18 protein-coding genes are annotated in these 20,711 nt (G+C 34.3%); 14 read left to right on the top strand and 4 right to left on the bottom strand.

Annotation, left to right across the window (positions count from 1 at the left end; translation table 11 throughout):
* Nucleotides 1–337: 337 nt before the first annotated feature.
* The 6 genes from BCR26_RS03640 to BCR26_RS03670 all read left to right on the top strand — a co-directional run bounded on the left by BCR26_RS03640 (nt 338) and on the right by BCR26_RS03670 (nt 5,908).
* Complete coding sequence (locus BCR26_RS03640; protein ID WP_069697611.1) at nt 338–1,108, top strand: peptidase C39 family protein; 771 nt, start codon at nt 338–340, stop codon at nt 1,106–1,108.
* A gap of 204 nt (nt 1,109–1,312) precedes the next feature.
* The gene (locus BCR26_RS03645; RefSeq protein ID WP_069697612.1) at nt 1,313–1,750 is read left to right on the top strand and encodes a MarR family winged helix-turn-helix transcriptional regulator; all 438 of its coding nucleotides are present in this window, start codon (nt 1,313–1,315) and stop codon (nt 1,748–1,750) included.
* A 4-nt stretch (nt 1,751–1,754) separates the two neighbouring features.
* Nucleotides 1,755–3,146, top strand: coding sequence for an MATE family efflux transporter (locus BCR26_RS03650; RefSeq protein ID WP_069697613.1), 1,392 nt, complete (start codon nt 1,755–1,757; stop codon nt 3,144–3,146).
* A 110-nt stretch (nt 3,147–3,256) separates the two neighbouring features.
* Nucleotides 3,257–3,811, top strand: coding sequence for a DNA-3-methyladenine glycosylase I (locus BCR26_RS03655; protein WP_069697614.1), 555 nt, complete (start codon nt 3,257–3,259; stop codon nt 3,809–3,811).
* Between the two features lie 248 nt (nt 3,812–4,059).
* Nucleotides 4,060–4,638: a hypothetical protein gene (locus BCR26_RS03660; protein WP_069697615.1), complete on the top strand. Its 579-nt coding sequence runs from the start codon at nt 4,060–4,062 to the stop codon at nt 4,636–4,638.
* Nucleotides 4,639–5,341: 703 nt separating this feature from the next.
* The gene (locus BCR26_RS03670; protein WP_069697617.1) at nt 5,342–5,908 is read left to right on the top strand and encodes a DUF6434 domain-containing protein; all 567 of its coding nucleotides are present in this window, start codon (nt 5,342–5,344) and stop codon (nt 5,906–5,908) included.
* A 192-nt stretch (nt 5,909–6,100) separates the two neighbouring features.
* Here BCR26_RS03670 and pgmB read toward each other — a convergent pair whose 3' ends face one another.
* Complete coding sequence (pgmB, locus tag BCR26_RS03675; RefSeq protein ID WP_069697618.1) at nt 6,101–6,754, bottom strand: beta-phosphoglucomutase; 654 nt, start codon at nt 6,752–6,754, stop codon at nt 6,101–6,103.
* Nucleotides 6,755–6,794: 40 nt separating this feature from the next.
* On the bottom strand, nt 6,795–9,506 hold the full coding sequence (locus BCR26_RS03680; protein ID WP_069697619.1) for a glycoside hydrolase family 65 protein: 2,712 nt from the start codon (nt 9,504–9,506) through the stop codon (nt 6,795–6,797).
* 454 nt (nt 9,507–9,960) lie between these two features.
* Here BCR26_RS03680 and treR point away from each other — a divergent pair, with 454 nt between their 5' ends.
* The 4 genes from treR to BCR26_RS03700 all read left to right on the top strand — a co-directional run bounded on the left by treR (nt 9,961) and on the right by BCR26_RS03700 (nt 13,691).
* Nucleotides 9,961–10,674 carry a trehalose operon repressor gene (gene treR, locus BCR26_RS03685; RefSeq protein WP_069697620.1) on the top strand — a complete coding sequence of 238 codons (714 nt, stop codon included), beginning with the start codon at nt 9,961–9,963 and terminating at the stop codon, nt 10,672–10,674.
* A gap of 308 nt (nt 10,675–10,982) precedes the next feature.
* Nucleotides 10,983–12,086: a radical SAM/SPASM domain-containing protein gene (locus BCR26_RS03690; RefSeq protein ID WP_069697621.1), complete on the top strand. Its 1,104-nt coding sequence runs from the start codon at nt 10,983–10,985 to the stop codon at nt 12,084–12,086.
* A 355-nt stretch (nt 12,087–12,441) separates the two neighbouring features.
* Nucleotides 12,442–13,227 carry a sulfite exporter TauE/SafE family protein gene (locus BCR26_RS03695; protein ID WP_069697622.1) on the top strand — a complete coding sequence of 262 codons (786 nt, stop codon included), beginning with the start codon at nt 12,442–12,444 and terminating at the stop codon, nt 13,225–13,227.
* 29 nt (nt 13,228–13,256) lie between these two features.
* A complete protein-coding gene (locus tag BCR26_RS03700) occupies nt 13,257–13,691 on the top strand; it encodes a GNAT family N-acetyltransferase (protein ID WP_069697623.1) in 435 nt (144 codons plus the stop codon).
* A 272-nt stretch (nt 13,692–13,963) separates the two neighbouring features.
* On the opposite strand, the gene mscL is transcribed toward BCR26_RS03700, so the two are convergent.
* The gene (gene mscL / locus BCR26_RS03705) at nt 13,964–14,404 is read right to left on the bottom strand and encodes a large conductance mechanosensitive channel protein MscL (protein WP_069697624.1); all 441 of its coding nucleotides are present in this window, start codon (nt 14,402–14,404) and stop codon (nt 13,964–13,966) included.
* Between the two features lie 603 nt (nt 14,405–15,007).
* On the opposite strand from mscL, the gene yfmF reads away from it, so the two are divergent.
* From yfmF to pgsA, 4 genes are all read left to right on the top strand, one after another.
* A complete protein-coding gene (gene yfmF, locus BCR26_RS03710) occupies nt 15,008–16,276 on the top strand; it encodes an EF-P 5-aminopentanol modification-associated protein YfmF (RefSeq protein WP_069697625.1) in 1,269 nt (422 codons plus the stop codon).
* Nucleotides 16,269–17,561: an EF-P 5-aminopentanol modification-associated protein YfmH gene (yfmH, locus tag BCR26_RS03715; RefSeq protein WP_069697626.1), complete on the top strand. Its 1,293-nt coding sequence runs from the start codon at nt 16,269–16,271 to the stop codon at nt 17,559–17,561. Before yfmF ends, yfmH begins: the two co-directional genes overlap by 8 nt.
* A 304-nt stretch (nt 17,562–17,865) precedes the next feature.
* Nucleotides 17,866–18,744 (top strand): RodZ domain-containing protein, encoded by an 879-nt coding sequence (locus tag BCR26_RS03720; RefSeq protein ID WP_069697627.1) that lies wholly within the window; start codon nt 17,866–17,868, stop codon nt 18,742–18,744.
* A 199-nt stretch (nt 18,745–18,943) separates the two neighbouring features.
* A complete protein-coding gene (gene pgsA / locus BCR26_RS03725; protein ID WP_069697628.1) occupies nt 18,944–19,522 on the top strand; it encodes a CDP-diacylglycerol--glycerol-3-phosphate 3-phosphatidyltransferase in 579 nt (192 codons plus the stop codon).
* Between the two features lie 1,055 nt (nt 19,523–20,577).
* Here the strand turns inward: pgsA and BCR26_RS17920 are convergent.
* Nucleotides 20,578–20,706, bottom strand: a complete 129-nt coding sequence (locus BCR26_RS17920; protein WP_209591845.1) for an IS3 family transposase — start codon at nt 20,704–20,706, stop codon at nt 20,578–20,580.
* Between the last annotated feature and the right edge of the window lie 5 nt (nt 20,707–20,711).

Below are 20,711 nucleotides of genomic sequence, written 5' to 3' on the forward strand. Positions count from 1 at the left end.
TTTAATCTAAATAGAATTATAATTCAATCTCCAATAATAGCCTTCAATCGTTATCCTCGTTTTTTTTATGCGAATCATAGTACAATATAGTTGAAGATATAAGAGATAAAAAAACAAATAAAAAGCGATAAAAAGAGCTTGTTTACTTAACCGAGAAGGTCACAGTTTTGTCACATTATTTGGGTATTATTTACTTTGATGGGTTTTTATCTTAAAAAATGCTAAAAAAATAGAAGATAATGGCGACATTTATTTTCATTCATGTTTTAATAATTGAGGTGTAAAAATAGGTGGATTTGTTTAAAGTTGGCAGAATGTGTAGAAAAGAGTTGATGATATGAAAAAGAAAAAAGAATCAAAATCAGTTCTTTTTATTATAGTGATCCTTTCACTAATATTTTTTTTAAGCGGACTATTTGCTAAGGTTGTACCTATGAAAAGTGGGCATGGGTTATCCAATTTTTTAAGTACAAACTTTGATGAAACAAAAGCAACAGAAAAAACCACGAAACCAGTAGTAGAAAAAAAGCAACCAGAAGTGAAAAAAATTAGTTACTCAGAACAAGTTAATCAAGAGATAGTGGCTCAAACATTTCCTAATCGTTTTGCGATGCCGTTATTGTTACAAACAGATGAACGTTGGAAAACAACACCATACGGTATTGGAAGTCCAGAAGGAGATAATTTAGAAATTAATGGTTGTGCTATTTTATCCTTAGCGATGGTTAGTTCTTATTGGGAAAATCGAGAGGTTTTACCAACGGAAGTTTTAGCATGGTCTGGGAACGATTATTTTATGGAAGGTGAAGGGACTGCGTGGTCAATTTTTTCTGAATATGCAAATGAAAAAGGCTATGTCTGTGAAGACCTTGTCACAGATATGGTAGCCGTTGAGGATCATGTCAAAGCAGGACACCCAGTGATTGTATCTGTACATCCTGGCATTTTTACAACAGTAGGACATATCATGGTTATTAGCGGAACAAATGATGGGAAATTTTGGATTAATGATCCCAATGATTCCGAACAAAAGGGGCATTCAATCAAAGAATTTACAAGTGAAGAGTTAGAAAATGAGGCTGTCAATTTTTGGGCAATCTACAAGTAATGTAAAAAAATAAAGATAGAGATAGTTTGAATTTTCTAAGGGAAAATTCCTGCTATCTTTTTTTGTAGAATAAACCTAAATAGAAAAAAATGGTTGCGCTGACAACCATTTTCAGGTATTATAGTTGTTGCGACAACTAATATTTTTTGTTATTTTACTATATGTGTAATTAGTAAACTAGCGTGATTAGGATGTGAATAAACAATGAAAAAAAGTGTTGGGCGTATGGTTTCAATTTTGTACCGAAGGCATGTGGTTTATATGAATGACGTGTTAAAGGAAGTTGATATTACCTCTTCTGAACAGCCTATTTTGATGTACCTATACAGTCACGAAGGAGTGACTCAGGAAGAGATTACAAAATATTTGTCTATTGATAAAGGCTCCACTGCACGCAATATTCATTCGTTGATTAATAAGGGATTTGTTCGACGAGAAAAAAATAGTGTAGATAAACGGTGTAATGTCTTGTTACTAACAGAAAAAGGTTGGTCAATTGAAAAAAAAATGAAAAAGAAACTACAAAGATGGAGCGATTTTCTCACAGAGGACTTAGATCCAGAAACAGAGCGGCTACTTTTTGAAGGATTAGAACAAATGGTTGAAAAACTTGAAGGAATAGATTTAAGAAACGAGGTGTAGCGGATTGGAAGCAGTAAATCCATTAGGAACAGAGAAAATTTCCAAATTATTGATTAAATTTTCAGTGCCAGCGATTATTGGCATGTTAGTAAATGCTCTCTATAATGTAGTTGACCGTATATTTATAGGGAATGCGCCTGGTTTAGGAGCGAATGGATTAGCAGGAATTACCATTGGTTTTCCCATTATGATTATTATGATGTCCGTTGGGATGCTTTTTGGGATAGGTGGAGCTACTCTTTTTTCTATGAAACTAGGAGAAGGCAAGCGCAAAGAAGCGGAAGAGATTTTAGGCAACACGTTTATCCTGTTGTTAATCAGTGGGAGTGTATTATTAGTTTTAGGGACACTTTTTTTAGGTCCGATGTTGCAATTTTTTGGAGCTAGTGAAGCGGTGTTACCTTTTGTAAAAGAATATATGGGTATTATTTTTTTTGGTTCGATTTTTCAAGTAATGGGTATGGGATTAAATAATTTTCTTCGGGCGGATGGGCAGCCGAAGTTAGCCATGATTACGATGTTTGTGGGAGCTGGAACCAACATTATTTTAGATCCAATTCTAATCTATGTTTTTGATATGGGGATGGCAGGAGCAGCTTTAGCGACTATTTTTTCTCAATTTATTTCAATGGCTTGGATTCTAAATTACTTTTTACGTGGTTCAGGTCACCGAATTCAACGGAAAAATTTGAAAATAAAGCGCTGGATAGTGACGCGAGTTGTCTCTTTGGGACTACCTAGCTTTCTCCTTCAGTTAGGGAATAGTTTGTTGAATGTGGTTCTAAATAAGAGTTTGTTGACATATGGTGGAGATTTAGCAGTATCAGGAATGGGAATTGTAAATAGTATCCAAACAATTTTATTAATGCCAATTATTGGTTTGAATCAAGGCTTGCAGCCGATTATAAGCTTCAACTTTGGCGCTAAAAAATTTGCTCGAGTAAAAGAAGCAGTCAAACTGGGCATCATGGTTGCTACGCTGATTGTTTTCTTGGGCTGGGGATTCACGCGACTTTTCCCAGAGATATTTGTGAGAATGTTTAATCAAGAGCCTGACTTAGTTGCTTTTGGAAGCTACGCTTTAAAAGCTTGGTTCTGGGGCTTACCAGTTATTGGGTTTCAAATTATTGCAGCAAACTTTTTCCAAGCAACCGGACGATCAAAAATTGCTATTTTCTTAACTATGACCCGTCAAATTATTTTGTTAATACCTGCTATCCTGATTTTTTCAAATATCTGGGGATTAAACGGCATTGTTCATGCAGCCCCATTCGCAGATATCGTAGCTGCAATTCTTACGTTCTTGTGGTTCAGCTTTGAAATGAGACGGTTAAGTAGAGTTGAAAATGAATTAAATCTGGAAGTTTCATTAAATCAAACGCCTGAAATAGAATAGTTTTAAATAGATAAAAGAGTTAAAATACAGAGTTATTTTAGCTCTTTTTGTCTATTTTACAAACGTACGTTCTTATGTTATCCTAAAAATAAAAAAGGCAGGGGTCTATCATGGATAAAAAACGTTGTGATTGGGCAATGGGGAATGAGCTTGAACAAAGATATCATGATGAAGAGTGGGGTCAAGAGGTACACGATGACAGGAAGCTTTTTGAAATGTTGATTTTAGAAAGTATGCAGGCGGGGTTAAGCTGGTCAACGATTTTGAAAAAAAGAGGGACTTTAACCAGCGCTTATGATGCTTTTGATTATGAAAAAATTGCTGAATACACACAGGAAAAAATTGATGAGTTACTAGAAAATCCAGGGATTATCCGAAATAAATTAAAGGTATATGCAACGATCAATAATGCTAAAGTTTTTATGGAAATTCAAAAAGAATATGGAAGTTTTGATGCATACATTTGGGCGTATGTAGATGGGAAGCCAATCAAAAACAATTGGAAAGAGCTAAAAGAAGTGCCAGCTTCTACAGAACTATCTGATAAGATTAGTAAAGATTTGAAAAAGAAGGGCTTTAAGTTTTTGGGAACAACAACTGTTTACGCGTTTATGCAGGCAACAGGGATGGTTGATGACCATTTAATTTATTGTTTTAGAAATTAAAAAAGTAGTAGAATAAGAGAAGTGAATCAACTGAGGTGTTATTTGGCTTTTTTGTTTTCGTTAACCTATACTGCATAGTAAGAAAACGGATAATTCTTTAATCATCTAGTTGTATAAAAATATATTTCAAATAAGCAATATACCTAAGTTATCAGTATTTGCGCTATCGATAAGATTTTGTAGCGAAGTGATGAATCTAGTAATGTTGAAACCAACAAATAGTAGTATTTTGGAAAGGATTTGAGAGTATGACAATCATGGAACGGCCAGATGAACGAAGAGCACTAGAGATTCTAAAAGCAGCATTTCCAGAAAAATATTCTCAAGCAATCCTATTAGATAAACCAGACATTCAAAATCCAGAAGAAAATATAGGGGTGGAAGTCACCCAAGCCTTAAAGGAAAGTGTTCTCAAAGCGTTGGACCTAAATGAAAAACTCATCCAGAATGAACAGGATATTAAAGCAGCTATTGAAGATAAATACGGAAAGGGGTTTCTAAGTGTTCGTTTGCCTCTTCCTGATAACGAAACGAAAAAAGTGACCATTTCCGTTGCCAACTGGCATAATTTGTTCAATCTATATCAAGCCTATGACAATAAGTTAATGAAGTTACGACATGGTAATTATAGGCTATATGCTGAAAATAACTTATTTATTTACGTCTTTAGTGAAGATGAGCTTGCGATTGAGCGCCTTATGAGACATATTGAAAGGGAAAAAGCTGGGAAATATTACGACATTGTTTATGTGTATAGTCAACCAGTCTTGTATATTATTGATTGCGAACGATTAATCGTTGAAAAGTTAGTTCCAATAGTTAAATAAAACAATAAGAAGAGTGAAAGAGGTTGGGACAGAAACGTTTAGCTCCAAGAAATAAGCAAGAATTCACGGAAATTGCTCATCAAATTTTTGTGAATTATAGCATATTTAGTAAGGCAATAATTAAATCTAGTATTTTCTGCTATAATTAATAAATAAAACTTATCATTCTAGCTAAGATATATAAATTTAAGGAGAGCTATACAATGAAAAAATATTATTTAAAATTAGACAAATTAGGACTATTTTTATTTTTTGTACGTATGCTCCCTACTTTTTTTGGGGAATTGTGCCGTCCGCAAATGACATTCTGCGTATCCAATCTAAAACACCACAAGTTGATATACTAGCTTCGATATTTCAGGTTATTATGGTAATCCTGATGTGTTCTTTTAGACGCAAAGAGATTGAGCGTACGAAACTTACTAAAGCTATGAACTACTCTGCAGTAGCGTGCTGCATAGCTTATTACATTGGTTGGGTATTTTATTATATGAATTTCACTAATCCTGTCGTTATTATGGCTCTTACGCTATTTCCAAGCTTTGCTTTTGTATCATATCAAATTGGTAAACAAAATCGGCTTGCTATAATTCCTACAATTCTATTTACTATATTACATTTAATTCATGGAATCGTAAATTTCATGTAGCTTCTGAGTGTAGTATAATAAAGTACAACCCAGAAACTAAAAAAGGAGACATAAATGAACAGACCACAACTCGATAAAAATCTGGACGAAGATATATTTCGTGATTTTTATTACCTCAAAGAAGAATTGGTTGCATTCTGCAAACATGAATATATTCAAGCAACTGGAAGCAAGGAAGAATTAACTAATAGGATTGCACATTTTTTAAGAACTGGTGAGAAGCTGAAGGTTAACAAAAAACGTAAAATAAAAAATGATATCAGCTCACTATCTCTTGATGGTAAAATTGAAGAAAATTTTGTCTGTTCAGAAGTTCATAGAGCTTTCTTTAAAGAAAATATCGGAAATACATTTTCTTTTAACGTAAAGTTTCAGCAATGGTTAAAGCAAAATTCAGGAAAAACATACAAAGACGCTATTGACGCTTACTATAAAATTATTGAAGATAAAAAGCAAAATAAAACCACAATCGATAAACAGTTTGAGTATAATACGTATATTCGAGATTTCTTTGACGACAATAAAGGTGCATCTTTAAAGGATGCGATAAAATGCTGGAAATATAAAAAATCTTTAGCTGGTCACAATAGATACGAAAAAGAAGACTTACGGACTTTGTAAGTCTTCTTTTAATTTGTAAAAGTCCATCCTCACTGAATTTAAATTTTTATTCTTAAAACTTGTTTTATGGAAGTTGTTTATTCTTGCTTATTTCCGAAGGAGATGTTTCTGATTCCACCGTTTATTCGGTTTATAGGAGTCTAGGGAATAGCTCAGTAAGTTATGTCTCACTCTTTTTTATTAGTTAGTCATTTATTTGGAACTAACTAACAATTCAATATCTAATTCTGTCATAGACGCTACTTGGATGTCCGCACCGATGAGCGTTTCTGTAGCAGAAATGCCGACAGCATACATGCCAGCTTTTTTAATGCCTTCAATTCCAGCTTGGGCATCTTCGAAACCAATCGCATCTTCAGGCTTGATGTCAATGCTTTCAGCAGCTTTAATGAAAATTTCTGGATCAGGCTTGCCTTTTTTTAAGGTATCAGGGTCGACGATATGTCCAAAGAAACTGATTACTCCTAATTTTTCTAAAATCATTGGCGCATTTTTAGAGGCAGATGCAATCGCACAAGGAATTTGATGTTCTCTAGCTTTTAGTAAAAAATCATGAACGCCAGGTAAAAGGTCATTTTCAGATAAATCTTCTAGTGATTTTACATAATTATCATTTTTTTTCTCAGCTAACGCTTCTTTTTCAAGCGGAGTGAACTTATTTTCTTGATTCCCATGAGCCAAAATACGATCTAAGGAATCCATCCGGCTGATTCCTTTTAGTGTTTCATTAAAAACTTCATCAAAGGTAATACCGATACTTTCAGCTAGTTCTTTCCATGCGATATAGTGGAATTTTGCTGTATCTGTGATGACACCATCTAAATCAAAAACAAATCCTTTTTTCATTGTAAATTCTCCTTTTTATAGGGATTTCTTGTTTATATTACTAGTAATTAATAGTGGTCGGTTCTGCTGCTTTCAATGAGTAAGTTTGCTCTTTAATCATAACATGTACGTCTTTAGAAGCAATAATGTTTAGATTTTTTTTGGTCATAGTGAGTTGGTAATGAATACCTTTATGGTTCAAATTGAAGGTCATATCGGTCCAGATTTTTGGTAAATTAGGTGTGATAGTCAATAGTTGTTCTTTTATATCTACACCGGCATAAGTTGTTAGAGTAACATAAATGGTTGCTGCCATAACTCCTGTATGGATTCCTTCTGCTGTTGTTCCCCCTTGAATATCTCGATAGTCTGAGTAGAGAGCTTCTTGATAAAGGTTCCAAGATAAATCATGAAATGCAACGTTTTCGGCTAGTTGAGCGTGGACAATGCGAGAAAGAGTTGAGCCGTGAGAAGTTCTTTCTAAGTAATACATCAGATTTTTTTCAAGGTAATCTGGAGGTAATTCATAGCCCAAATCATTTAGGATTTCATCGATCTTCTCTTTGTTTAAATTATAAAAAAGCATCAAAGTGTCTGCTTGTTTTGACACTTTATAATCATCAGGCGATTTTCCATCAGCTTTCAGAATACGATCCATACGGTAAATATTCCCATATTTTTCTTTAGCCGCTGCCCAATCAATTTCTTTTAATTTAAAGTAGCCTTCATATTGAGCAATAATACCTTCTTTATCCACTTCGATGGTCAAGCCTTGTCTAATCTTTTTCATTTCATTGATTTTTTCCTGAGTGATGCCAGTTTTTTTCATTAATTCTGTTTGTTCTTGCGTATTTAAAAGAGCAAGTACAGTTTCAATTTCTTCAAATAGCCATACCACCATCAAATTAGTATACGCATTATTTTTTAAACCACTTTCGGTACTGTTTGGGTATGCTTCGTGAAATTCGTCAGGTCCCATTACTTTGTCGATAAAGTAACGTTTTGTTGATTCATCATAGGTTGCAGCACTTCGCCAAAAGTTCGCAATCTCTAGGAGCATTTCTGCTCCGTATTCTTTAATGAATGTTTCATCGTTAGCGTTATTCCAATACAACCAAACATTATAAGCGATAGCAAGAGAAACATGTCGTTGTAAAACACTATGATCTTCCCCCCATTCACCATTCAAGGGATTTAAGTGAAGTTTTTGCGTATCTTCGCTACCATCTAAACCAGATTGCCAGGGGAACATCGCTCCTTCATAATGACTTTCTAGAGCATTTTCTTTTGCTTTGTTTAAACGATTGTAGCGATACATTAATAGTTGCTTCGCTGTTTCAGGAAAATGCATAATATAAAACGGTAGAATGAAAATTTCGTCCCAGAAAATATGCCCGCGATAAGCTTCGCCGTGTAACCCACGAGCAGTTATCGAAACATCCAATTCCGTGTTATTGAAGGGTGAAGCAGAGACTAATAAGTGATACGTATGAATGCGCAAAAGCTTTTGAGACATCATATCACCAGAAACTTGAATGTCTGAGGAATCCCATAATTCTTGCCAAGCTGCTTTACTTTCAGCAAATTCTTCATTAAAAGAAAGGGCCATCTGTGAAGGAGTATCCCAACTTTTTTCTGCGATTGAAGCTTGAACTTGAACGTGTTTTTCAATAGAGTATTGTTTATTTTGCGTTCCCATAAAAGCAACCGTTTGCTCAATTTTGTCTTCAAAAATTTGGGTATTTATTTCGTCTTTCGTGAAAAAATCTCCGTGAATTTTTGAGGATTGTCGAACAGTTATATTGGACTCGTTTGTTTTCACTTCAAGTGCAACAAGGTCTTTGTCTGCTTGTTTATTTGTGATGTGAAAATGTTTGTTCGTTAAGTTCCGATAGCGTTCTACATTGAAATTGTAAACAGAACCATCTGCCTCCGTTTTAAGAGTTATCTTTTTAGAAAAATTAAGAGGTTCTATAATGTATTTAAGACTATAATTATTCATTTTTTTCATATTGACTATTTTGTAAGCGGAAATCTTCAGTTGATTTTTTTGTTCATCTTCAATAATCATCTCAGAAGAAAATAAACCTGTTTTTAAGTTTAGTCTTCTATGAAGCTGTTGTAGGGATGAAGTGTTTATACAAAGCCAATTTTTGTTTCCCTCTACTTTGATACTGATGTATTGGCTATTTGGTGTATTAACAAAATCTTCGTTTTCTACAATTTGACCTGCAACAGTTGATTCCGCTGTATTGTATAACCCTGCAATATAAGTAGCGGGATAAGAGTCGTTAGAAATTTTCATTTCAGGTAGAGTGCCTCGTAACCCCATAAACCCATTCCCGATCGTTAGAAGAGATTCAACCGAGTATTCTTCTTTTCCAGGTGTATAACCAAAATAGTCTAAAGTCCATGTGATTTCTTGAGCTTTTTTTGAAAAAGCAGTGGAAAGGTCAGTAGCATTTTTAGCTTCTTGCATTGTTAAAATAGGACAATTTAGTAACTCTGAGAATAGTTTAATGAACTGTTCTAAAGAACCGTTTAACAAGGATACTTTTGTATTAAGAGCATAAAAATTTGCTGGAATTTCTTGGAAAATCGCCCCTTCGAAATCAGTAAAGCTTGTTTGGATTTCTTTAACTAATAGTTGGGGGGTGGTGGCTAGGTTGAAATCATTGAACGTAAATTGTTTCTTTTCCGCTATATTTTGAGAATCGTCTTTTTTTGTAACAGTTAATTCGTTAGGGGCAATGGATAATGATAAAAAATGCATGATAGACTCCTTTTTCAAAGTATTTTCCAACTTGTATAGACATGTTAAGCTTTTGTCTTTAGTATAGTATGAATCTATTAGAATTACAAGAAATTTATCTAGTGGTGTGTATTCCTGCTACTTAAAATACCTCTGTTTTGAGTAGCGAAAATAAGGAACTTGGGATATAACTCTGTGACTTATGCCCCAGGCTCCTGTAAACCGAATAAACGGTGGGGTCAGAAGCAACCCTTTCGGAAATAAGACATTCACAAAAATTTAAAGAACAATACATACGTACCATTCTACATCTGCTCATGCATTGCAGTGCTTCTTGGCAATTTCCGTGAATTTATTCTTCTTTTTGGAGCGAAATACTCCTGACAAAACCTCTGCTAACCCTTTGGTTTTTCTATGTTTTTCTGCGGATATGTGCTATTATTTTTTATGAGTATCCTTGTAAGGGGGGATTGGAATGAATAAGTTTCATGATATTTTTTTAGACCTTGAAAAAGGTATTTTAGAGGGAGAATATAAACCAGGAACGTTATTACCTAGTGAGAATCAACTGGTTGAAAAATACTCTGTTTCCAGAGAGACGATTAGAAAAGCATTGAACTTGTTGATTAATGCGGGCTATATTCAAAAGCAACAGGGAAAAGGCTCGATTGTTTTAAACTACAAAAAATTCTCGTTTCCAATTTCGGGTGTAACGAGTTATAAAGAATTGCAGCAGTCGCAAAACATGAAGAGCGTAACAAAAGTCGTAGAGTTAAAAGAGCAGAAAGTAAGTCCTTCTTTAGCGCGATTAACTGGCTGGAAAGAAGAGGCTCCTGTTTGGCGATTGGTCCGACAACGAGAAATTAATGGAGAAGTCGTTATTTTAGATATTGACTATCTATTGAAAGAAATTGTTAATGAACTACCAAGAGAACGGGCAGAAGACTCTATTTATGACTATATGGAAAATGATTTAGGGTTAGCCATCAGCTATGCTCAAAAAGAAATTACGGTTGATCCTATTACAGAGGAAGATCGACAATTAATGACTGTTAATGAAGATACTCATGTGGTTGTCGTCCGTAGTGTTGTTTGTTTGGAAGATACTCGCTGTTTTGAGTATACAGAGTCACGACACCGTTTGGACAAGTTTAAATTCGTTGATTTTGCTCGCAGGAGAAAAGGCTAGCAATCGCCTTAAAAATATATTTTTAGATATGTTTTTTTCAATAAAAAAGGCACACCAATAGAGAATTCCATCGCATTATTGTGAAGGAATTCTTTTTTATAGAACCTGTTTGATAAATGTGTTTTCCCCCCTCCTTATCAAAACAGAGGAAAGTCTTCCTAATTTGAAGATAGAGGTGTTTTTTTTCAGGAATCAATTATATAATGAAAAAAGCGGTTCCTAAAGTGCTAAGAAAACACTGTTAGATAATGCCGCTTAACATTGTGCTTGTGTGTGAATAAATGAAAAATAGTTGATGGGAGAGTCTTATGAAACATATCTCAGTTTTAGTGAAACCAGCTTCTTCTCTTTGTAATATTCGTTGTAAGTATTGTTTCTATGCAAATGTAAGCTCTTTAAGAGAAGTTAGATCCTTTGGGAAAATGAAGACAGATACCCTTGAAAAAATGATTGAAAATATTTATGTTGATTTAGAAGATGGCGATGAATTGACAGTAGCTTTTCAAGGTGGAGAGCCTACATTAGCAGGACTTTCTTATTTTAAAAAAGTAGTGGAAACGGTTCAATTACAGGGGAAAAAAGTGACGGTTCACTATGCGATTCAAACCAATGGAACCATGATTAATGACCGTTGGTGCCAATTTTTAGCTGAAAATAATTTTTTGGTAGGCTTGTCGATTGACGGTCGTTCTGACTCTCATAATAGTCATCGGGTAGATGCAAAAGGGAAAGGAACGTTTGCGCGAGTAATTGACACAAAAAAGCTATTTGATGCTTATAAAATAGAATATAATGTTCTATGTGTCTTAACCAATCAACTCGCTCGCTCACCAAAAAAAGTTTTTGACTTTTTAGTAGAAAATCAAATAAAGTATGTCCAATTTATTCCGTGTTTGGATGAGCTGGATGCTGATGAAAAAAGTTATTATGCGTTGACCCCTGAGCGCTTTGCTTCTTTTTATCAAGGGATTTTTCCGTTGTGGTTAAAAGAGTATCAGCGTGGAAACTATATCAGTGTGAAATTATTTGATGATGTCTACCATTTATTTTCAAGAGGTATTGTGGGTGCTTGCGGCATGTTGGGAAATTGCCAAGTACAGTATGTTATTGAAGCAGACGGCAGTGTCTATCCATGCGATTTTTATGTTTTGGACGAGTATCGGATGGGCTTTATCACAGATTCAACGTTGAGAGAGCTGTTTGAACAACCAATAGCGAAGGAATTTTTATGTGAGAAATCAGAAGTAAGCCAAACTTGTTTAAGCTGTTCTTTTCGAAAGGCTTGTAATGGTGGCTGTAAGCGAATGAAAGAGGCTGTTTACGTCAATAAAAAAGATGATTTTTGTGGATACCAAGAAGTTTTAAAACAAGTTGTCAATCCATTGATGGCGTTACAGTCAAAAAATGGTTGATACTACACTAAACCACATATAAAAATAAATACCATTAGTGTTGCATAAACTAGATTAGACTAGCCTGCTCTTTCAGTAAAAAAATGGACGATTAGGCTCCATTACCAGCAGTCGGTGCTAGTAGTTTGGCTATTTCTTTGGAAGCAACTCCTTTTTGAAAAAGCGGGTTAAACTAGAGGGGGGAACGTTGTTTCGTTTCTTTTGTTTATGCAACAGCTATGAACAAATACGCTATAAAAGATACAGGACTTATGAGTAAGACACTTTTCGGGTCAAAATCACTTGGTGGTTTATAAAATCGTGTGGCATAGTGTCGTCTTGTTGTGTGACAGTTATCTAGAAAGTGGGGAAAGTAATGTATGTAGGATTCATTTATTTTGTTGTGATTATTTTAGCAAATACAGTAGGAGCTATTTCGGGAATGGGCGGAGGCGTCATTATTAAACCTGTTCTAGACACATTAGGGTTTCATTCTTTAGCAGCTATTTCTTTTTATTCAAGTGTAGCTGTTTTTACCATGTCGATTGTTTCAACACTTCGGCAGTTTAAAAATGGCTTATCTTTGAAAGCCAATATAGCGCTATTTATTTCTGCTGGTTCCGTCCTTGGAGGAGTTGTTGGAAACACTGTTTTTGAGGGGCTGCTTACATTTTTTCCAGAAGAAAAGTATGTTCAATTAATTCAAATTGGTTTGACGCTAGTTACACTGTTATTTGCCTATCTCTATACGAAGTATTATTCTGGCAAAACATACCATCTTTCAAATAGAGGTTGGTACATTTTAGTGGGGCTTTTTCTAGGCTTTATCTCTACTTTGTTAGGAATTGGCGGCGGTCCAATTAATGTTGCGTTACTGATGCTTTGCTTTGGTATTCCTATTAAAGAAGCTACCGTCTATTCGATTATTACGATCTTTTTTTCGCAAGCTGCAAAGCTTTTGACAGTAGCTCAGTCAACAGGCTTCGGTCGCTTTGATTTGTCTATTCTCTTCTATGTTATTTCAGCAGCGATTATCGGTGGCTTTTTAGGAGCAACAATTAGTGGAAAAGTTTCATCCAATCGAGTAACCCAAATTTATCAGATAGTGATTATTTTGGTACTATTGTTAAATCTTTGGAATGGTATTCGCTTATTTGTATAAAGAAAAAAATTCAGGTAGGAGGAAATTAAATGAACTATGTTGTTAAACCATTTTCAGAATTATCCACGAAAGAATTTTTTGAAATTGTAAAGTTACGAATTGCTGTTTTTGTGGTTGAGCAGAATTGTCCGTACCAAGAAGTTGACGAAGAGGATGAAACAGCTATTCATACTTGGTTAGAAGAAGACAATGATATTGTTGGCTACACGAGAATTTTGGATCATGGGGAAACCGTTGTCATGGGACGTGTCATTGTGAACCCCGCTTATCGAGGGAAAAAGCTAGGGAAGAAATTAGTAGATAATACATTAAACGTAATTGAGGAAACATACCCTGGCAAAGATATCATCATCGGTGCTCAAGCGCATCTGATTGATTTCTATGAATCGGCTGGATTTGAAGTGATTTCTGATATTTACTTAGAAGACGATATCCCTCATATTCAAATGAAACGAAAGAATTAACATAGAAAAACACTAGAATAATAAAGTAAGTCCGGGACAAAACGAATGCATAGTTTTGTCTCGGACTCTATTTTTAAATAAATGAGGGCAAAAAGTCAGGTTTTTCAGCGATTTCACAAAAAAAGCTTAAACTAAAACGATTTTTTGACGCAACTGCTTTTTATCTCAGAGTTCTATTTATTTTTGAGATAAATGACGGCTTAAAAATAACAAGAAAAAATTGGTAGGTACCTATTGAAGTGTGGTTTTTCTGAAATTTTCATTACGCCTTGTCATTTTTTTTCATCAGAGCGGGTTGTTTTTTCAGAAGCTTGGGCAGCTAATAGATTTCGGATTTCTTCTAAATAGTTCTCTACAGTAATAATTGCTTCTTCTTCTTTTTCCACTTCGTCTTCTTGATGCATTTTTTTCCACTTATTGACACCTTTGATGATTAGGAATAGAACAAAAGCTGTGATTAAAAAGGTAATAAGGGCACTAATTACGCTTCCGACATCAAAAGGCACACCTTCCACCTTGAAAACTAAAGCACCTAAAGCTTCATCTGCACTCGTTTTTCCAGTCGTTAATACAAAAATTAAGCTGATTAAGGGTGTGATGAGTCCGTTTACTACTTGTGTCACAATAGCAGTAAAAGCACCCCCAATAACGACCCCAACCGCCAAGTCTAAGACGCTGCCACGCATAATAAATTCTTTAAATTCTTTGACCATATTTGTCTCCTCTCCTTCCAGCTACAGTATAGCGAAAAATAAAAAAATACTGAAATAAAAACCCTTGAAAAATGCGGGGTCTATGATTAGTCGATAAATAAAAGATACAAGCCTAATCTGTAATAAAAGTTAGAGAAGTTATGATATAAAATGTTGGTATGTTACCCCATTTTCTCTTTTCATTTCTGATATAGAGGATTTTTTATCTTAGTAGAATTTTTTCCTTCAATTTAGAGGAAGCTAATCGCATTTTTTGTTAGGCTCATGCTATAATTATAGAAGTCTTAATAATAGGAATAGGTATAAAAAGTATCTAATTTCTAGTCGATGAATGAAAAAAATAGAATGTCTCTGAAAACCACGCTAGAATCAGAATTTTTTCAGAAAAGTGTGTGGGAACCGACAAAAAAAGTAGCTTATGTTGTTGCATACGCGAGACTTTATGGCAACGAATGACAGATGATTCACGAAAATATTCGTTGCTGGAGTTTTCAGACACATCTTAGGGTTAAAGAAAGCTTAAAAAATCGTTTAAAAGCCATCAGATGATTGTATTCTTTTAGGTACTTTATTATGATGGAAAATATAAAGGGAGCTGATAGGATGTCTGCTACATTAGCAAAAGGTGTTCATTTACATGTTATACCAACAGAAAAATATAAAACCGTTCGGATTCTTGTCCGTTTTAATACGTTATTGGATCGTAAAACCATTACTAAACGTACGTTGTTATCTAGTTTGTTAGAAACGAATAGTTTACATTATCCAGATCAAGTGAAATTGAGCGAGGCATTGGCTGAATTATATGGAGCTAGTTTTGGTTTGAATGTAAATAAAAAAGGCAATCATCATTGGCTGAATATTTCCATGAACCTTGTAAACGACAAATATTTAGAAGATAGTCATGTGATGGCAGGCGCTGTTAATTTTATTAACGAAATTCTTTTTCATCCCAATATCACAGCAGGTGCATTTGATCAAGAAACTTTTGTACGGGAAAAAGAGAACTTAGCTTCCTATTTAGAAAGTATTAATGAAGATAAACAAACCTATGCATCGTTGGCTTTGCAAAATTTATATTTTAACCAATCGGAAAATCAAAGAATCCCTAGCTTTGGGACGCTTGAAGATTTAGAGGCTGAGACGGCAGAAAGCATCGCTGAGTATTACCAAAGGATGATGAAAGAAGATAAAGTTGATATTTTTGTGATTGGTGATGTGAAGGAAGAAGAAGTCGTTGGTCTATTTAAACAATTACCATTTGCAGATCGAGAAGAAGGAATGGGTGCTATTTTTTATGAGCAACCTGCTAGAAATGTCATTGAAGAACGTTTAGAACAAGAACCATTGGCACAATCTAAATTAAACCTAGGGTATCATACCGACGTTTATTACGAAGATGAAAATTATTTTGCGTTACAAGTATTTAATGGAATTTTTGGTGGTTTTGCTCATTCCAAGCTGTTCATGAATGTTCGCGAAAAGGAAAACTTAGCTTATTATGCATCAAGCTCAATTGATACATTTAGAGGATTCTTGACGGTTCAGACCGGTATTGATGGAAAAAATAGAAACCAAGTGTTGCATCTAGTTTCAAAAGAGCTAGACAATATTCGTTCTGGCAAAATAACAGAATTAGAAATGCAGCAAACGAAAGCGATGTTAAAAAATCAATATTTGTTAGCGCAGGACAATTCAGGCGCTGTTTTAGAAAAAGAATACTTGCATATCTTGATGCCTGCCAGATATCAAACAGCAGACGAGTGGATTCGTCAGATGGAAGCTGTGACCATAGAACAAGTTCAAGAAGTAGCAAAAGGAATTCAATTACAAGCTATTTTCTTTTTGGAAGGAGAAACCATTGATGAATAAGAAAGAATATACACAAATCAACGAAATTCTCTACACAGAAACGTTAGAAAATGGTTTGAAGGTCTATTTACTACCGAAAAATGATTACCATAAAACCTACGGCTTATTTACTACTAACTATGGATCAATTGATAACGAATTTATTCCTTTAGGAGAGAAAGATTTTGTCAAAGTACCAGACGGCATTGCTCACTTTTTAGAGCATAAGATGTTTGAAAAAGAAGACGGAGATGTTTTCCAAAAGTTTGGACAACAAGGAGCTTCCGCAAATGCTTTTACTAGTTTTACAAAGACCAGTTATTTATTTTCAACAACAGATAAAGTGGAAGAGAATTTAGAGACCTTATTGAATTTTGTTCAAGAGCCTTATTTTACGAAAGAAACAGTGGAAAAAGAAAAAGGGATTATCGGGCAAGAAATTCAAATGTATTTAGATGATCCAAATTGGCGGTTATTCTTTGGTATTATTGGTAACCTTTATCCTAAACACCCTTTGCACATTGATATTGCAGGAACCGTTGAAAGTATTAGTGAGATTACCGCAGAAGATTTGTATACTTGTTACAATACATTTTACCATCCAAGTAATATGAACTTGTTTTTAGTTGGAAAAATGGACCCTGAAACAATGATTGCTTTTATTCGTGAAAATCAAGGGAAAAAAACGTTTGCTAAAGCAGTCCCAATTGCGCGCCATTTTCCTGAAGAAACAGCCTCAGATATTATTCGTGAAAGTTCTGTCAAGATGTCTATCAGTAAGTCTAAAGTACTTGTTGGGTTAAAAGGATTGGATGAGCTGCCAAGTGATGGCTTTGAATTAATGAAATATAAAACTACAGCGAATTTGCTACTGCAATTGTTATTTGGAAATACCTCAAAAAATTATTTGAACTTATACAACGCTGGATTGCTAGATGATAGCTTTAGCTATGAATTTAATTTAGACCGAAGTTACCATTTTGCTGATTTTGGTGGAGACAGTGACCGCCCAGAGGAATTAGCAGAACGGATTGAAGAAATTCTTTTAGATGTTGAAAAGAGTGAAGAATTGACAGAAGTAAATCTAGCGTTGTTAAAGAAAAAAATGATTGGTAAATATTTCCAATCTTTAAATTCCCTAGAATACATTGCCAACCAATTCTCTCAATCGTTATATGGAGAAGTGACTCTTTTTGACATGATCTCTGTGATTGAAAGTATTCAGCTTTCTGACATTCGTCTATTAGCAGAAGGTTTTATTAGAGCAGAAGGCTTGAGTCGTTTTTATATGTATCCTAAACAGTAGTAAAAAATAATCGATCTGAAAAAAGCTGTGTTTTTTTTGAAAATCGCTTCTTTTTTTCAGATCTTGATTATAGAAAGAAAAAAATGTGTTATTCATTGAAATCTTTCAAAAATGTTATCCTCAGTAGGATTTTTTTATGGTATCCTTAAATAGATTGTGTAGAAAAGAAAATTTTCACGGAAAAGATGAATAGATATTATTTGTTTTGTGAAATGATAGTAAATAGGCAATATAAACTAACGTAAGCTCTTCAATAAAATCAGGTGGAGCTGATAAAAATAGAAAGACTGGAGAAGATGAGCGAGTGGCCAGCATAAATATAGGTGAAAAGTTAAGAGAGGCAAGACTGCAAAAAAATATGTCTTTAGACGAATTGCAGCAAATCACGAAAGTACAAAAACGCTACTTAATGGCTGTTGAAGACAATGATTTTGACTCAATGCCAGGGACTTTTTACGTTCGTGCATTTATTCGTCAATATGCAAATGCTGTAGGATTAAATGGAGCTGAACTAGTGGATATTTTTGATGGGAAAGATGTTCCAGAAGATATAGAATCCGTTATTCAGTTTGAAGAATTAGGGGACTCAAGATCAAGACTTTATGAAGAAGAGAATCGGTCAAGTCGTTTGGTAAAAAGCTTACCAGCAATCGTTTTTTCTTTGATTGGTCTAGCAATCGCTGTTACAGTCTTTTATGTAACTTGGCTAGATGGGAAGTCAAACCCCATTATTCAACAACCAGCAGCAGGAGTAAGTGTAGATAACTCGGTTAAAGTTAGTAGCTCTTTAAGTTCGGAAAGCCAATCATCTACTGAAAGCTCCACCACAGAATCAAGAAGCAGTGAAGAAAAAACAAACATTAAATTCGATAGCGAAACGGGCAGTATTGTAAATATGAGTGTAACGGAAGCAAAAGATCCGATTAAACTTGAATTTACTGGGAAGAATGCGACAGGCTGGATTGGTGTTTCCGTTGATGGAGCGTATACATATCAGTACACATTGAATCCTGGAGAGAAGCAAGAAACAGAACTGCCAGCAGGCGCAACAAATGCAACGATTACGTTAGGAGCTTCTGGTAATACAGAAGTGATGTTAAATGGTGAAAAGTTAGATTTCAATCCTAATAACACTTTAGCATCTAGAAAAGACATTATCCTGACTATTTCGTATAAGTTATAATTTTTTACAAGGTCTTTTTTCGATTGAAAAAAGTTGTTTAGTGCGTTAGGGTGGAGGAACATTTTTTTGTTTTACTCCATCTTTTTGTCTTGTATTTTATTTTTAGAGTGTTCGTTGAGGCAATTGTTATTAGAGTTTTTTAATGACAGTTTCCGTTGGATATCGTAGAATAGGTGAGAATAGAGAGGAGTAGCATCAATTGAATTTACCTAATAAATTAACAGTGGTTCGGATTCTAATGATTCCGATATTTATTATTGTTGTCAGTGTACCGATGGATTGGGGGAGTATTTCTATCGGAGGAACATCTTTAGCTGTGACTCAGCTTGTAGGCGCTATTATTTTTGCAGGAGCTAGTATTACAGACTGGCTAGATGGAAAAATTGCTCGTGCTCGAGGGCTAGTGACGAACTTCGGAAAGTTTGCGGATCCATTAGCAGATAAAATGCTTGTTATGACGGCTTTTATTGTTCTAGTAGGACAAGGAAAAGTGCCAGCATGGGTTGTAGCGATAATTATTTGTCGTGAATTGGCAGTTACCGGTTTGCGTTTATTGCTAGTAGAAGATGGAGAAGTTATGGCAGCAGAGTGGCCAGGAAAAGTAAAAACAGCTACCCAAATGGTTGCGATTATATTGTTGTTTATCAATAATATTCCTTTTACAGCTATTAATATCCCGCTAGATCAGATTATGCTATACGTATGTTTGGTTTTCACCATTTATTCCGGTGTAGACTATTTTGTAAAAAACAGCGCAGTGTTTAAAGGTTCAATGTAAAATAGGAGGCTCTCTGACCAGATAAATGGTTTAGAGAGTTTTTTTATTTACTAAATAAATCTGTAAAAAGAATGAAAGGCAACGCAATTATGCGTATTAACATAATTATATTTTGAATATTTACAATTAGTCTAATTAATGTTAATTTATATTTGTAAAGCGCTTATGAATATGGAGATATGGAGGTTAGTAAAATGAAGAAGGTGTATCAGTGGATGTAAATTACTGGGTACCCACATACTCTATACATCCAAAAAAATTATGAAAACGAATAAAATTGTCAGCCTAATGCTTTTTATAGCAGCATTATTCTTTTTGTATATGTATATATATGTAAATTCATTTTTTACATTCTTATTCATTTCTATATTATATTTTTTTGTCTCGATTTATTTGTTTAGAAAAAATGTATAAAAATTATAAACTTGAATAAGTAAGCGTGAAAGAAATGAATCTTTGGATAACAGTATTTTTTATAGTAGAACTATTTTTACTACACTCATACCATTTTGCGAACTGCAAGAGTACTGGTAGAGTAATATTTCCATTGTTCCAATCTGCCTATGATGGAATGATAGCAAATTTTATAAATAGAGAAATCACGAAAGGGACACATAAAAAAGGAATACAAGTTGATATGAACAACTGAGTTCCTGATTATGCTGTTTATTCTAACTAATTATGAAAAAAAATAAATTATTAGGGACAGCTTTCCTATTAGTAGGACTATTATTTATATATATAAATTACAAAAATAAGTTAATTTCTACTTTTTTTTTAATGTCTCTGATGTCAATAACAGTGTCAGTAATATTGTTTAATAGAAAAGAATAATTTTATGAGCATAGAAAATGTGAATTCCTTATTTTAGTATTGAGAACATTCCTAGCCTCTTTGCGGATACTTATCTTTGGCTAGATTACGGTTATTTTTTATTAACTAAATTTTGCTAATACTTTAAGCTTTAATAAACTGACAGCCCACGTTGATGTAGACATGTAGTGAGACCCAAAAGTTAGACCAACTACCGACTGGAGAAATCTGGTCGGTAGTTTTTATGCTGTTATCCGTTCACGGTATTGAACGGGACTACACCTGAGTTTCGTTTTGATTCGTTGGTGATTATAGTAATATATCCACTTATTAATGGCTTGCTTCAATCCTTCAAAGTTCGTGTAAACCACACCAT

This window comes from Enterococcus rivorum (genome assembly GCF_001742285.1).
In the GTDB taxonomy this organism is placed as follows: domain Bacteria; phylum Bacillota; class Bacilli; order Lactobacillales; family Enterococcaceae; genus Enterococcus_L; species Enterococcus_L rivorum.